At 51.3% G+C, this 12,222-nt stretch carries 11 protein-coding genes, 1 tRNA gene and 3 pseudogenes; 9 read left to right on the top strand and 6 right to left on the bottom strand.

The features are described from left to right. Entirely contained in the window at positions 1 to 1,590 is a 1,590-nt protein-coding gene (yejF, locus tag GFB57_RS12355; RefSeq protein ID WP_003027489.1) for a microcin C ABC transporter ATP-binding protein YejF, read from the top strand. Between the two features lie 3 nt (positions 1,591 to 1,593). Here the strand turns inward: yejF and GFB57_RS12350 are convergent, their stop codons facing one another. From GFB57_RS12350 to rsuA, 3 genes are all read right to left on the bottom strand, one after another. Further along, positions 1,594 to 1,938: a YejG family protein gene (locus tag GFB57_RS12350; protein ID WP_085951589.1), complete on the bottom strand. Its 345-nt coding sequence runs from the start codon at positions 1,936 to 1,938 to the stop codon at positions 1,594 to 1,596. A gap of 333 nt (positions 1,939 to 2,271) precedes the next feature. Then, positions 2,272 to 3,462, bottom strand: a complete 1,191-nt coding sequence (locus GFB57_RS12345) for a Bcr/CflA family multidrug efflux MFS transporter (RefSeq protein WP_003027494.1) — start codon at positions 3,460 to 3,462, stop codon at positions 2,272 to 2,274. Between the two features lie 15 nt (positions 3,463 to 3,477). Next, positions 3,478 to 4,185 (bottom strand): 16S rRNA pseudouridine(516) synthase RsuA, encoded by a 708-nt coding sequence (gene rsuA, locus GFB57_RS12340; protein ID WP_003027496.1) that lies wholly within the window; start codon positions 4,183 to 4,185, stop codon positions 3,478 to 3,480. Between the two features lie 150 nt (positions 4,186 to 4,335). Between rsuA and GFB57_RS12335 the strand changes: the two genes are divergently transcribed. Beyond that, a complete protein-coding gene (locus GFB57_RS12335) occupies positions 4,336 to 6,096 on the top strand; it encodes a DEAD/DEAH box helicase (RefSeq protein WP_003027498.1) in 1,761 nt (586 codons plus the stop codon). A gap of 124 nt (positions 6,097 to 6,220) precedes the next feature. After that, on the top strand, positions 6,221 to 6,505 hold the full coding sequence (gene rplY / locus GFB57_RS12330) for a 50S ribosomal protein L25 (protein WP_003027502.1): 285 nt from the start codon (positions 6,221 to 6,223) through the stop codon (positions 6,503 to 6,505). 120 nt (positions 6,506 to 6,625) lie between these two features. On the opposite strand, the gene yejK is transcribed toward rplY, so the two are convergent. After that, positions 6,626 to 7,633 (bottom strand): nucleoid-associated protein YejK, encoded by a 1,008-nt coding sequence (yejK, locus tag GFB57_RS12325; RefSeq protein WP_003027504.1) that lies wholly within the window; start codon positions 7,631 to 7,633, stop codon positions 6,626 to 6,628. 134 nt (positions 7,634 to 7,767) lie between these two features. Here yejK and GFB57_RS12320 point away from each other — a divergent pair, with 134 nt between their 5' ends. The 3 genes from GFB57_RS12320 (at position 7,768) to GFB57_RS12310 (ending at position 9,938) form a co-directional block, all read left to right on the top strand. Further along, the gene (locus tag GFB57_RS12320) at positions 7,768 to 7,995 is read left to right on the top strand and encodes a YejL family protein (protein WP_003027506.1); all 228 of its coding nucleotides are present in this window, start codon (positions 7,768 to 7,770) and stop codon (positions 7,993 to 7,995) included. Between the two features lie 31 nt (positions 7,996 to 8,026). Further along, positions 8,027 to 9,787 carry an LPS biosynthesis-modulating metalloenzyme YejM gene (yejM, locus tag GFB57_RS12315; RefSeq protein WP_003027509.1) on the top strand — a complete coding sequence of 587 codons (1,761 nt, stop codon included), beginning with the start codon at positions 8,027 to 8,029 and terminating at the stop codon, positions 9,785 to 9,787. Positions 9,788 to 9,861: 74 nt separating this feature from the next. Next, positions 9,862 to 9,938, top strand: a tRNA-Pro gene (locus tag GFB57_RS12310). Positions 9,939 to 10,314: 376 nt separating this feature from the next. Here the strand turns inward: GFB57_RS12310 and GFB57_RS12305 are convergent. Then, a pseudogene (locus GFB57_RS12305) lies at positions 10,315 to 10,468 on the bottom strand (LexA family transcriptional regulator); the annotation flags it as partial. Between the two features lie 34 nt (positions 10,469 to 10,502). Here GFB57_RS12305 and GFB57_RS12300 point away from each other — a divergent pair. Together GFB57_RS12300 and GFB57_RS12295 are read left to right on the top strand one after the other, a co-directional pair. After that, positions 10,503 to 10,583: pseudogene (locus tag GFB57_RS12300) on the top strand (DinI family protein); the annotation flags it as partial. Positions 10,584 to 10,675: 92 nt separating this feature from the next. Further along, complete coding sequence (locus GFB57_RS12295) at positions 10,676 to 10,918, top strand: DinI family protein (protein ID WP_003027513.1); 243 nt, start codon at positions 10,676 to 10,678, stop codon at positions 10,916 to 10,918. A 322-nt stretch (positions 10,919 to 11,240) separates the two neighbouring features. On the opposite strand, the pseudogene GFB57_RS12290 reads toward GFB57_RS12295, so the two are convergent. After that, a pseudogene (locus GFB57_RS12290) lies at positions 11,241 to 11,363 on the bottom strand (transposase); the annotation flags it as partial. A 208-nt stretch (positions 11,364 to 11,571) separates the two neighbouring features. Here GFB57_RS12290 and narP point away from each other — a divergent pair. Then, positions 11,572 to 12,219 (top strand): nitrate/nitrite response regulator protein NarP, encoded by a 648-nt coding sequence (gene narP / locus GFB57_RS12285; RefSeq protein ID WP_003027518.1) that lies wholly within the window; start codon positions 11,572 to 11,574, stop codon positions 12,217 to 12,219. Positions 12,220 to 12,222: the final 3 nt, after the last annotated feature.

Genomic DNA, 12,222 nt, shown 5'->3' with positions numbered 1-12,222 from the left:
ATGACACAACCTCTGTTAGCTATTGACAATTTATCGGTAGGTTTTCGTCAACAAGAGACCGTGCGCATCGTGGTCAACAGTCTGTCACTGCGCGTTGATGCCGGACAAACGCTGGCACTGGTGGGTGAGTCCGGCTCAGGTAAAAGCGTGACCGCGCTATCTATTTTACGGTTATTGCCCTCCCCTCCGGTCGTCTACCTTTCCGGCGACATCCGTTTTCATGGTGAATCATTACTTCACGCCGATGAGCAAACGCTTCGCGGCGTGCGGGGGAATAAAATCGCCATGATTTTCCAGGAACCAATGGTGTCACTGAACCCGCTCCACAATCTGGAAAAACAGCTTTATGAAGTGCTGTCGCTGCATAGGGGAATGCGTCGGGAGGCCGCGCGAGCAGAAATCCTGACCTGTCTGGATCGCGTCGGCATCCGTCAGGCGGCCAAACGTCTCGCAGACTACCCGCACCAACTGTCCGGCGGGGAACGCCAGCGCGTGATGATTGCCATGGCATTGCTAACACGACCGGAGCTGCTGATTGCCGATGAACCGACTACCGCGCTGGACGTTTCCGTTCAGGCACAGATCCTGCAACTGCTGAGGGAACTACAGCGCGAGCTGAACATGGGATTACTGTTCATCACCCACAACCTCAGCATTGTGAAAAAGCTGGCCGATACCGTGGCAGTCATGCAAAACGGTCAGTGCGTTGAGCAAAATAAAGCAGCACAGTTGCTCACTGCGCCCACGCATCCCTACACGCAGAAGTTGCTAAACAGTGAACCTTCCGGCGACCCGGTACCTTTACCGGCCGGACAAGCCCCGCTGCTGGAAGTGGAAAAACTGCACGTCGCCTTCCCCATCCGCAAAGGTATCCTGAAGCGTGTGGTGGACCACAACGTCGTGGTTAACAATATCAGTTTCTCTCTGCGGCCCGGTGAAACGCTGGGGTTGGTCGGTGAGTCTGGGTCGGGGAAAAGCACTACCGGACTGGCGCTCCTGAGGTTAATCACCTCACAGGGAAGTATTGTGTTCGATGGTCAGGCGCTGCATACCTTAAATCGTCGCCAGCTGTTGCCGGTCCGTCACCGTATTCAGGTGGTATTTCAGGATCCCAACTCCTCGCTTAACCCACGCCTGAGCGTGCTACAGATTATCGAGGAGGGGTTACGCGTTCATCAGCCAACCCTGTCAGCCGAACAACGCGAGGCGCAGGTGAAAGCGGTGATGACGGAAGTGGGACTGGATAGCGAAACGCGGCATCGTTACCCGGCTGAGTTTTCCGGCGGTCAGCGTCAACGTATTGCCATCGCCAGAGCATTGATTCTCAAACCTTCCTTGATTATCCTGGATGAGCCAACATCATCGCTAGACAGAACCGTACAGGCGCAAATCCTGACGTTGTTAAAGTCCTTACAGGAAAAGCATCGGCTGGCTTATATTTTTATCAGCCATGATTTGCACGTAGTACGCGCGTTATGCCATCAGGTTATTGTGCTACGTCAGGGAGAGGTTGTGGAGCAAGGGCAATGCGAGCACGTATTTAACGCGCCACAGCAAGCCTATACGCGTCAGCTGCTTGCGCTAAGCTGACGCTCAAAACGGATTGTTATTTGAAAACGGCTCTGCGATGGCCACGCCGAAGTTTTTCAGTCTGCAGGTCGCGGCAAATTCATCCTGGCGATTCACAAACAGGCACGGCTCCCCTTCGCATTCCAGTACGGAACAAGGAACCTCAATGTCGCTGAGGGCCTGGCTGAGCTTATGCATGACTGACCATGCGCTGTCACCATCAGGGCTGAGCAATTTGAGCGCCACCAGGCTGTTCTCATTGCTCTGACCGTTTTGCGGAATCGGTTCAACCTTTGAACCTGCGAAACCCACCGACCAACGATAGCTCTGCGGCAGACGATGAACGATTGAGAGTTGTAATGTCATCACTTTCTTTCCCTGGAAGCACAATCACTTCACAATTACTTTACATCAATATTAACACATCATTGACAATACGTCTTCAGACAGTTGGTAAACGTTTACACCCTGTCTTTATGCCGCTTTCCGAACCAGGTAATTAAAATTATTCAATGGTTCTGGCATATTTCCGGGCTATATGTACTCGTTTCTGCGATCTAACTCAACCTTTTTAACTACAATGATGTGACTTTTTACATAAATTGATTTTACATAAAATAAACATAACCGGGGGAAATGATAGATTTGCGGTTGATGTATATCAACTCTGGAGGCCTTAAGGCCCCCAGGATGTGTAATAGATCACCGTTTTTGGGCGCGACTGGCGTAAAGACAGAAGAGAATTGAACAGGTAGCGCAAAATGCGATCGACCATATCATTGGCCAGGCCGAGTTAAAGGTCGCCAGAGACAACAGCGCCCCAACGATGGCGCCAATGCCGAAGCGGAATGTCCCTGCCAGCGATGACGCCGTTCCTGCCATATGTGGAAATTCATCCAGAATAACCGCCATGGCGTTAGATGACACCATCGACACACAGCCAACAAACGCCGCAACGCCCACAACCAGGGCCCAGAACCCCAACCCAAACAGTGTGCTAAAGACCATCCAGCCAGCCATCACGAACTGGATCCACAGACCGGTACGGAACATATTCAATGCCCCAACCCGACGCACAAAGCGGCTGTTGATGATAGTCATCACGAACAGGAATACGATGTTCAGTGCGAAGTAATAACCGAAATGTTGCGGTGAAACGTGGTTGATCTCAATGTAGACAAAGGGTCCGGCGCTCAGAAACGAGAACATCCCGGCAAAACTGAATCCGCTGGCCAGCATATAGCTCAGCACACGTTTATGACGAAACAGCGAGGCAAAGTTGCCAATAGTAGTACGCAGGCGAAACGGCTGGCGACGCTCTACCGGCAGAGTCTCTTTGATCAGTGTAAGGATCATCACCGACGCCAGAATAGCTGCCATGGCGAGGATCCAAAAGATATAGTGCCAGCTCAGCCATACCAGCACCCAGCCACCGATAATCGGTGCCATTAATGGCGCAATTGTCGTGACCAGCATAACGAATGACATCATGCGCGAAAACTCTTCTTTCGGATAGATATCACGCATCAGGGCGTTGATAACCACGCTCGCCGCCGCCGCAGCCAGGCCGTGGAAGAAACGCATCACGATCAGTTGATCGATGGTTTGCGCCAGTGCGCAGGCCACTGCCGCCGCCGCAAACACCAGCGTCCCGCCCAGGATCACTGGCTTGCGTCCAAGGCTGTCTGCCATTGGACCATAGAACAGTTGCCCCACTGCGAACCCCAGAATATAGGTACTGAGGGTCATCTGCGCGCTACCTGCTGGCACACCAAACTGTTCAGAGATAACAGGCAGCGCCGGAAGATACATATCAATCGACAACGGCATCAACATGGCTAACAAGCCAAGGATAAAGACAATGGCAATTGACGAGTTCTGCCGGGTGGTCACATTTAGCTCCTGAAATTAACGCGGGGTTAAGTTAACGCTGGCGATTTCTTCTTCAGTCAAAGGACGGTATTCACCTGGCGCCAGATCCTCATCAAGCCTGATGTCACCAATCCGTTCACGGTGCAGTTCCACAACGTGGTTACCCACCGCGGCAAACATACGTTTAACCTGATGATAGCGCCCTTCGCTGATGGTCAAGCGCACCTGAGTTGGCGTAATCACTTCCAGCACGGCCGGTTTGGTCAGGTCTTTCTCATTGTGCAACTGTACGCCATGGGCAAACTGTTCGGCGGTATCATCTGCCACTGGCGACTCCAGCGTCACCAGATAGGTTTTCTCACAATGGTGACGAGGAGAGGTGATGCGATGCGACCACTGTCCGTCATCGGTCATCAGTACCAGTCCAGTGGTGTCGATATCCAGACGCCCTGCCGCATGCAGTTTGTAGGCAACCGGTTCATCAAGGAAATAGAGAACCGTCGGGTGATCGGGATCATCCGTTGAGCAAACATAACCCTGAGGCTTATTCAGCATAAAATAGCGCGGGCCATTTTGTTGAACCAGGGAATTACCGTCATATTCTACGTCGTGTTCTGGCAGCAGCTTAAAAGCGCTATTTCTGACGATTTCACCGTCGACGGTAACGCGGTTAGCACGGATCTCACGCCCGGCAATAGCGCGGCTGACGCCGAGTTGCTGAGCGATAAATTTATCAAGTCGCATGTGTGTGATTTTGCCTGTAAAAATACGAGAATCGGGTTTACGCCCGAAAAGTGGGACCGTTATCCGCCCAGTATAGCGGCGTTACACCATCCCTCAAGAGAAATGATTCATGGCATACTACTCCTTGTTATTGTTTATCATAGTGAGCCCATGATTTTTACTCTTCGCCCGTACCAAAAAGAAGCCGTGGACGCCACGCTCAACCATTTTCGCCACCACCGCACCCCGGCGGTTATCGTCCTGCCAACCGGCGCGGGCAAAAGTCTGGTGATTGCCGAGCTGGCCCGCGTAGCGCGTGGTCGCGTACTGGTGCTGGCGCACGTCAAAGAACTGGTCGCACAAAACCATGCGAAATATTGTGCGCTGGGGCTGGAAGCCGATATTTTTGCCGCAGGCCTGAAGCGTAAAGAGAGCCACGGAAAAGTGGTATTTGGCAGCGTACAGTCGGTAGCGCGTAATCTGGACGCCTTTCAGGGAGAATTCTCCCTGCTTATCGTCGATGAATGCCATCGCATTGGCGATGATGAAGAGAGTCAGTATCAGCAAATCCTCACTCACCTGACCAAAGTAAATCCTCACTTACGCCTGCTCGGACTTACCGCCACACCTTTTCGTTTGGGCAAAGGCTGGATTTATCATTTTCATTATCACGGAATGGTGCGCGGCGATGAAAAAGCACTGTTTCGCGACTGCATTTATGAATTACCGCTGCGCTACATGATTAAACACGGCTACCTGACGCCGCCAGAACGCCTCGACATGCCGGTAGTGCAATATGACTTCAGCCGCCTGCAGGCGCAAAGTAACGGCCTGTTTAGCGAAGCGGACCTGAATCAGGAGCTGAAAAAACAGCAGCGAATAACGCCGCATATCATCAGCCAGATTGTCGAGTTTGCCCAGACGCGTAAAGGGGTGATGATTTTCGCCGCCACAGTTGAACACGCCAAAGAAATTCTGGGTCTGCTGCCTGCTGACGACGCCGCACTTATCACCGGAGACACGCCTGGCGCCGAACGCGACGTGCTGATTGAAGAGTTCAAAGCACAACGTTTTCGCTATCTGGTGAATGTGTCGGTCCTGACCACTGGCTTCGATGCCCCGCACGTCGACCTTATCGCCATTCTGCGCCCGACCGAGTCAGTTAGCCTTTACCAACAAATTGTCGGTCGTGGGCTGCGCCTGGCGCCGGGTAAAACCGACTGTCTGATCCTCGATTACGCTGGCAATCCGCACGACCTGTACGCGCCAGAAGTCGGCGCACCGAAAGGGAAAAGCGACAACGTTCCGGTACAGGTGTTCTGCCCAGCCTGCGGGTTTGCCAATACCTTCTGGGGCAAAACAACGTCCGACGGCACGCTGATTGAGCACTTTGGCCGCCGCTGTCAGGGGTGGTTTGAAGATGATGACGGCCATCGCGAACAGTGCGATTTTCGTTTCCGTTTTAAAAACTGCCCGCAGTGCAACGCGGAAAATGACATCGCCGCCCGCCGTTGTCGGGAGTGCGACACGGTACTGGTTGACCCGGATGACATGCTGAAAGCTGCACTCAGGCTTAAAGATGCGCTGGTTCTGCGCTGCAGCGGGATGGCGCTACAAAATGGGCAGGATGAAAAAGGCGAATGGCTGAAAATTACCTATTACGATGAAGATGGCGCCGACGTCAGCGAACGCTTTCGCCTGCATACTCCCGCGCAGCGAACGGCCTTCGAGCAACTGTTTATTCGCCCGCACACCCGAACGCCCGGCATTCCCTTACGCTGGATAACCGCTGCCGATATCCTCGCCCAGCAGGCGCTGTTACGTCATCCTGATTTCGTGGTCGCGCGCATGAAAGGTCAGTACTGGCAGGTCCGTGAAAAGGTCTTCGATTATGAAGGACGCTTTCGTCGGGCACATGAATTACGCGGTTAATCGTACTTTTGATTGATGTACCAGCCGTTTGAGTATAGAATCTCGCCCGCTTTTGCATACGCAAAGCAGATCACTTACCTGTTGCTGGGTCGCCTGTAGCAGGAATTATTAAAGAGAGATTTAAATGTTTACTATCAACGCTGAAGTACGTAAAGAGCAGGGTAAGGGTGCGAGCCGCCGCCTGCGTGCCGCTAACAAGTTCCCGGCAATCATCTACGGTGGCGCAGAAGCCCCGATTGCTATCGAACTGGATCACGATGCAGTTATGAACATGCAAGCTAAAGCTGAATTCTACAGCGAAGTTCTGACCATCGTTGTTGACGGTAAAGAAGTTAAAGTTAAAGCTCAGGCTGTACAGCGTCACCCGTTCAAGCCGAAGCTGTCTCACATCGACTTCGTTCGCGCGTAATCGCAAACAAGTTGAAGAAAAACCCCGCCAAGGCGGGGTTTTTTTATGGGATTTTGTAATCGATACTGATGGTTCTCGTCGACCGGATAAGGCGTTTACGCTCTCACCCGGCAAACGGTTTTATTTCCCGCCCGACGTGCGACGCTGCAGCTGGTCGCGCAGGTTCGGCGGCGTACCTTTGATGGTCAAGGTGTCCGTCGCCGGATCCCAGAAAATACGTTCACCCAGTAGCATGGCGTCGAAGTTGATGGTTAACCCACCGCCGCTTCCGGCAAATTTGGTTAACTGACGCAGCGTACTGCGATCCGCCGGGAAACTCTCTTCCAGCTCGTAGCCTTTATCAGCGGTAAATTCGCTGAAGCTAACTTCACTAACGCCGGAAAGCTCTTTGGACAGCGACTCCAGCTCGATCTCTTCACCGGCTTGTAGCTGTTCGTTGCAGTAGCTGTACACCTGCTGACGCACGTTCTGGCGTTCAGCTTTATCGAGCTGCGCCTCGGCAGTAAAGTCATCGACCGCCTGCAGTAGGCCACGGTTTTGCGCTTTGGCGTTCAGACCTTCGCTGGCACCGAGGAAATCCATAAAGAAATCGGCGACTTTGCGCCCTACCCGCCCTTTCAGGAACGTCAGATAGCGCGTGGACTCCGGATTGGTTTCCCATTCGGTTAAATCAATACGCGCCACGATATCCGCATGATTGATGTCCAGATAGTGCGTCGGATTGATATCCAGATTTTCATTGACGCGCATGCTGCTTAAATTGTTCAGCACGGCGACCAACAGATACTCTACCGCCAGATAGCGGTAATGGCAGAACAGGACAATGCCGCCGTCGGCAAAAGGATATTTCGCCAGCTCGTCCCGCAAGCGTCCGGTCGCGGCACGACTAAATGCCAGAAAATCCTCTTCGCCCTGACGCTGTAAACGCAGCGTTTGTGCCAGTTCACTCTCTTCGCTAAACAGGCCATAAGCTTTATTCTTGGCGCTATATACCCGATGCAGCTCAGCCATCATATCGACAACCGTCGCTGTCGGTTCCAGTAATGAATCGCGCAAGACCAGCTCAAGGTTCTGCTCGTCACGTTTGATAAGCTGGTGCAGGGCAATCTGGTTGATATCCAGACTCATGATAAACTCTCCTTTTAGACCGGGCGGTATTCAACCACCTGCCGGGCAGTGACGCAATAGAAGATAAAAAAGCAGAAAAAAAACTGTCTGTACGGTAATATGTTGCCCTTTCATGAACAGACTGATTTCGATTTATGCCACAAATTTCCCGCTATAGTGACGAACACGTTGAACAACTGCTGAATGAGATGCTCAACGTACTGGAAAAACATAAGGCGCCGACCGACCTTTCCCTGATGGTACTGGGAAATATGGTGACTAACCTTATCAATACAAGCATCGCACCGGCCCAGCGCCAGGCGATTGCCAACTCTTTTGCCCGCGCATTACAGTCTTCGGTAAACGACGACCAAGCGCATTAAGAGCCTGCTCCGGGGAAACGAACAACAGTTTATGGTAACTCATCGTCAGCGCTACCGTGAGAAAGTCTCCCAGATGGTTAGCTGGGGGCACTGGTTTGCCTTGTTCAACATTCTGTTGGCCGTGGTACTCGGTAGCCGTTACCTGTTTGTCGCCGACTGGCCGACAACGCTTGCAGGTCGTATTTATTCCTATGTAAGCCTGGTCGGACATTTTAGTTTTCTGGTGTTTGCCACCTATCTGCTAATCCTGTTTCCCCTGACGTTTATCGTCATGTCCCAGAGGCTGATGCGATTCTTATCAGCTATTCTGGCGACGGTGGGCATGACGCTGTTGCTAATCGACAGCGAAGTTTTCACCCGCTTCCATTTGCACCTCAACCCGATCGTCTGGGAACTGGTCATCAATCCTGACCAGAATGAAGCGGCGCGTGACTGGCAACTGATGTTTATCAGCGTGCCAGTGATTTTGTTAATTGAAATGCTGTTTGCGACCTGGAGCTGGCAAAAGCTGCGTAGCCTGACGCGTCGTCGCCACTTCGCCAAACCATTAGCCGCATTCTTCTTCATTTGCTTTATCGCCTCGCACGTGGTGTATATCTGGGCGGATGCCAATTTCTATCGCCCGATTACCATGCAGCGCGCGAACCTGCCGCTCTCCTACCCGATGACGGCGCGTAAGTTCCTGGAAAAACATGGTCTGCTGGATGCGCAAGAGTATCAGCGTCGCCTGATCGAGCAGGGGAATCCGGAAGCAGTTTCCGTGCAGTACCCGCTGAGCGAACTGCGCTATCGCGATATGGGCACCGGCCAGAACGTCCTGCTAATCACCGTCGACGGCCTGAACTATTCACGCTTTGAAAAGCAGATGCCTGCGCTGGCTGAATTCGCCGGGCAGAATATCTCCTTTACGCGTCACATGAGCACCGGTAACACCACAGATAACGGGATTTTTGGCCTGTTCTACGGCGTCTCACCAAGCTACATGGATGGGATTTTATCGACCCGAACGCCTGCGGCGTTGATTTCCGCGCTGAACCAGCAGGGCTATCAGTTAGGGCTATTCTCCTCGGATGGCTTTACCAGCCCGCTTTATCGCCAGGCGCTGCTATCAGATTTCTCCATGCCAAGCGTGCAAACGCAATCTGACGAGCAAACTGCAAGCCAGTGGATTAACTGGCTGGGACGCTACGCGCAGGAAGATAACCGCTGGTTCTCGTGGGTCTCCTTTAACGGGACCAACCTTGATGAGAGTAACCAGAAGAATTTTGCCAAACGCTATGCCAGCGCCGCTCAGGATGTGGATGCCAACATCAACCGCGTTATTAGCGCCCTGCGCGACTCCGGCAAACTGAACAACACGGTGGTGATTATTACCGCTGGTCGGGGCGTGCCGCTGACTCAGGAAGAGAACAACTTTGCCTGGTCGCGAGGCCATCTGCAGGTTCCTCTGGTTATTCACTGGCCGGGAACGCCTGCACAGCGCATCAATAGTCTTACCGATCATACGGACCTGATGACAACGCTGATGCAGCGCCTGCTGCACGTCAGTACACCTGCTAACGAATACTCGCAGGGGCAGGATCTGTTCAATGCAACTCGCCGCCATTACTGGGTTACTGCCGCTGACGGCAGCACGATGGCCGTTACCACACCCGAGATGACGCTGGTGCTGAACAACAACGGTAATTATCAGACCTATAATTTGCGCGGCGAGAAAATAAAAGATCAGAAACCGCAGCTAAGTCTGCTGTTACAGGTTCTGACGGATGAGAAGCGATTTATTGCTAACTGATTAATTATAAATCAGTTAGCGAGACATGCTCTTGCATTCGTAGCGGAAAGCAGTAGTATTAGCAGCCATAGCGTCGGCACGTAGCGCAGCCTGGTAGCGCACCGTCATGGGGTGTCGGGGGTCGGAGGTTCAAATCCTCTCGTGCCGACCAAAAATCCTCTAAGAACCAGCCCGTTACGGCTGGTTTTTTTATGCCTGTTTTCTAAGTGGGGAAGCTCTGGGGAATGAATGGGGAGAAACACCGCTCAAATATAGAATTTGCCAGGCATGGTAGCTGCTGTGTGTAGTCGATGATGAAAAACCGGGTGCCTGCTGACATCCACAGACACCCGTAATCACACAGCAGTGCATATTGGATACGCTATATCCGTAGCGAGTGGGTAGATTTATAGTCATTTCAAAGGCAATTGTCATTAAATCTTTGTGATTGATATCTAATATTTTTAACTAAAATATTACCAATTTCATGAGCGGTTAATTAGCCATCAAACAAGCATAATTATCCTTTCCCATTGGTGTGTTTCTATCTACATAATCGGGCAGTCATCAAACTCCGCGTTCCTGGCATCATTAATGATGTACGTGATAACTCCAAATATTGCGTGTGAGGAATTGTAGCCATCACCATCTTCTGGCAGCGCTCCCGTTCTCCAGATTTATCAGGTGGGGCTGAAGGTGGCTTCATTGTCCAGTTCCAGCTGACCTTGCTCAGTTCCTGGACAAACCGCTATGTGGTGACGGTCTTCCGGCCACTAGGTTCTTTCTGTATCGAAGCATGCCAGGCCATTTCAATATCGCTGCGTCGTGACATCAATTAACCCCTCTTGAATACCGGATAAAAACACAGTATAAATACTGTATATACATCCAGCAAAAAGGCTACAAGCAATGTTCGTGGAACTCGTTTATGACAAAAGGAATTTTGATGGTTTGCCCGGAGCAAAAGATATCATTCTGGGAGAATTGACTAAGAGGGTTCAGCGGCTCTTCCCCGATGCTGATGTTCGGGTTAAACCGATGATGACACTACCGGCGATCAATACTGACGCCAGTAAGCATGAGAAGGAGCAGATAAGCCGTACTGTTCAGGAAATGTTTGAAGAGGCTGATATGTGGCTGGTTTCAGATTAAACGCCTTGAACCGTCATATTGCTTAAGTACAATCCGCCGTGACTGGCAATCATTCAATACTCGCACTATCGAACGTTCGCCAGTCGGCCGCAATCATGCTCTTGCATACGGTGTGGTTGCGGCAACTTTCGTCACGACTCACCATCAATTGGCCAGCCAGGTCATCTTTAATGATTTCCGTTATTACGCCAAATATCGGCAAAGGAACACTGCTTGATATGATTCAGCAACCTATGGTTATCATATATTAGGACAAAGCGACAATTTCAATAAAAATAATACCAATGAAAATTATTCACCATTGAACAATCCTTTGCAACAACCAGTTATAGTAGGTGGCTTCAGAAATACCGGCCTCCCGGCAGACATCTTTAACGGTTCGTCCGGATTCAACCGATTTAATTACGGCAATGATCTGATGCTCAGTAAAACGGGCTTTACGCATAGTGATCTCCTTTGTTGGCAGATTGATTATGCCGGAGGATCTCTAAATATGAATGGCACGATTATGCGGGATACTTACATCTGTACAGGTTTTACTACTTACCCATGCACAAATTGGGGTAAAATTTATCCTCTCATCAGCGTGATGAATCTGGACGATTGATGCGCTGAAAACAATAATGATACTAATAAAAACTCAGGAGAATAGTATGCCTGAAGCAACGCCTTTTCGGGTGCTGATTGTTGACGACCACCCACTGATGCGGCGAGGAATTAGTCAATTATTGCAACTTGATCCCGCCTTTAACGTAGTCGCGGAAGCGGGTGATGGCGCCAGCGCTATCGACCTGGCAAACCGCCTGGACCTTGATGTGATCCTACTGGATCTCAATATGAAAGGGATGAGCGGACTGGATACCCTGAATGCGCTGCGTCGGGACGGCGTCACCGCGCAAATTATTATTCTTACCGTATCGGATGCCGCCAACGATGTGTATGCTCTAATTGATGCCGGCGCGGATGGTTATTTGCTTAAAGACAGCGATCCTGAAGTCCTGCTGGAGGCTATTCGCAGTGGTGCCAAAGGTGGTAAAGCCTTTAGTACCCGCGTCAGCGAATATTTGCGCGAGCGCGACCTGTTTGGCGCTCAGGAAGACCCATTCAGCGTTCTCACCGAACGCGAACTGGATGTGTTACATGAACTTGCTCAGGGGCTGTCGAACAAACAGATTGCATCAGTGCTGAATATTTCTGAACAGACGGTGAAGGTGCATATTCGCAATCTGCTGCGCAAACTCAACGTGCGTTCTCGTGTAGCTGCCACCATTCTATTTTTACAAACACGCGGCATGCAGTAATCA

Source organism: Citrobacter sp. S39 (assembly GCF_009495675.1).
Classification (GTDB): Bacteria; Pseudomonadota; Gammaproteobacteria; order Enterobacterales; family Enterobacteriaceae; genus Citrobacter; species Citrobacter freundii.
The sequence above is the reverse complement of the archived record's forward strand: the minus strand, read 5'-3'. Positions and strand labels throughout refer to the sequence as shown.

What these genes read in the sequence shown, in the direction of transcription:
- yejK (WP_003027504.1), bottom strand. Translation starts at nt 7,633, where the DNA reads ATGAGTCTGGATATCAACCAGATTGCCCTGCACCAGCTTATCAAACGT.
- GFB57_RS12295 (WP_003027513.1), top strand. Translation starts at nt 10,676, where the DNA reads ATGTTCGTGGAACTCGTTTATGACAAAAGGAATTTTGATGGTTTGCCC.
- yejF (WP_003027489.1), top strand. Translation starts at nt 1, where the DNA reads ATGACACAACCTCTGTTAGCTATTGACAATTTATCGGTAGGTTTTCGT.
- narP (WP_003027518.1), top strand. Translation starts at nt 11,572, where the DNA reads ATGCCTGAAGCAACGCCTTTTCGGGTGCTGATTGTTGACGACCACCCA.
- GFB57_RS12320 (WP_003027506.1), top strand. Translation starts at nt 7,768, where the DNA reads ATGCCACAAATTTCCCGCTATAGTGACGAACACGTTGAACAACTGCTG.
- rplY (WP_003027502.1), top strand. Translation starts at nt 6,221, where the DNA reads ATGTTTACTATCAACGCTGAAGTACGTAAAGAGCAGGGTAAGGGTGCG.
- yejM (WP_003027509.1), top strand. Translation starts at nt 8,027, where the DNA reads ATGGTAACTCATCGTCAGCGCTACCGTGAGAAAGTCTCCCAGATGGTT.
- rsuA (WP_003027496.1), bottom strand. Translation starts at nt 4,185, where the DNA reads ATGCGACTTGATAAATTTATCGCTCAGCAACTCGGCGTCAGCCGCGCT.
- GFB57_RS12335 (WP_003027498.1), top strand. Translation starts at nt 4,336, where the DNA reads ATGATTTTTACTCTTCGCCCGTACCAAAAAGAAGCCGTGGACGCCACG.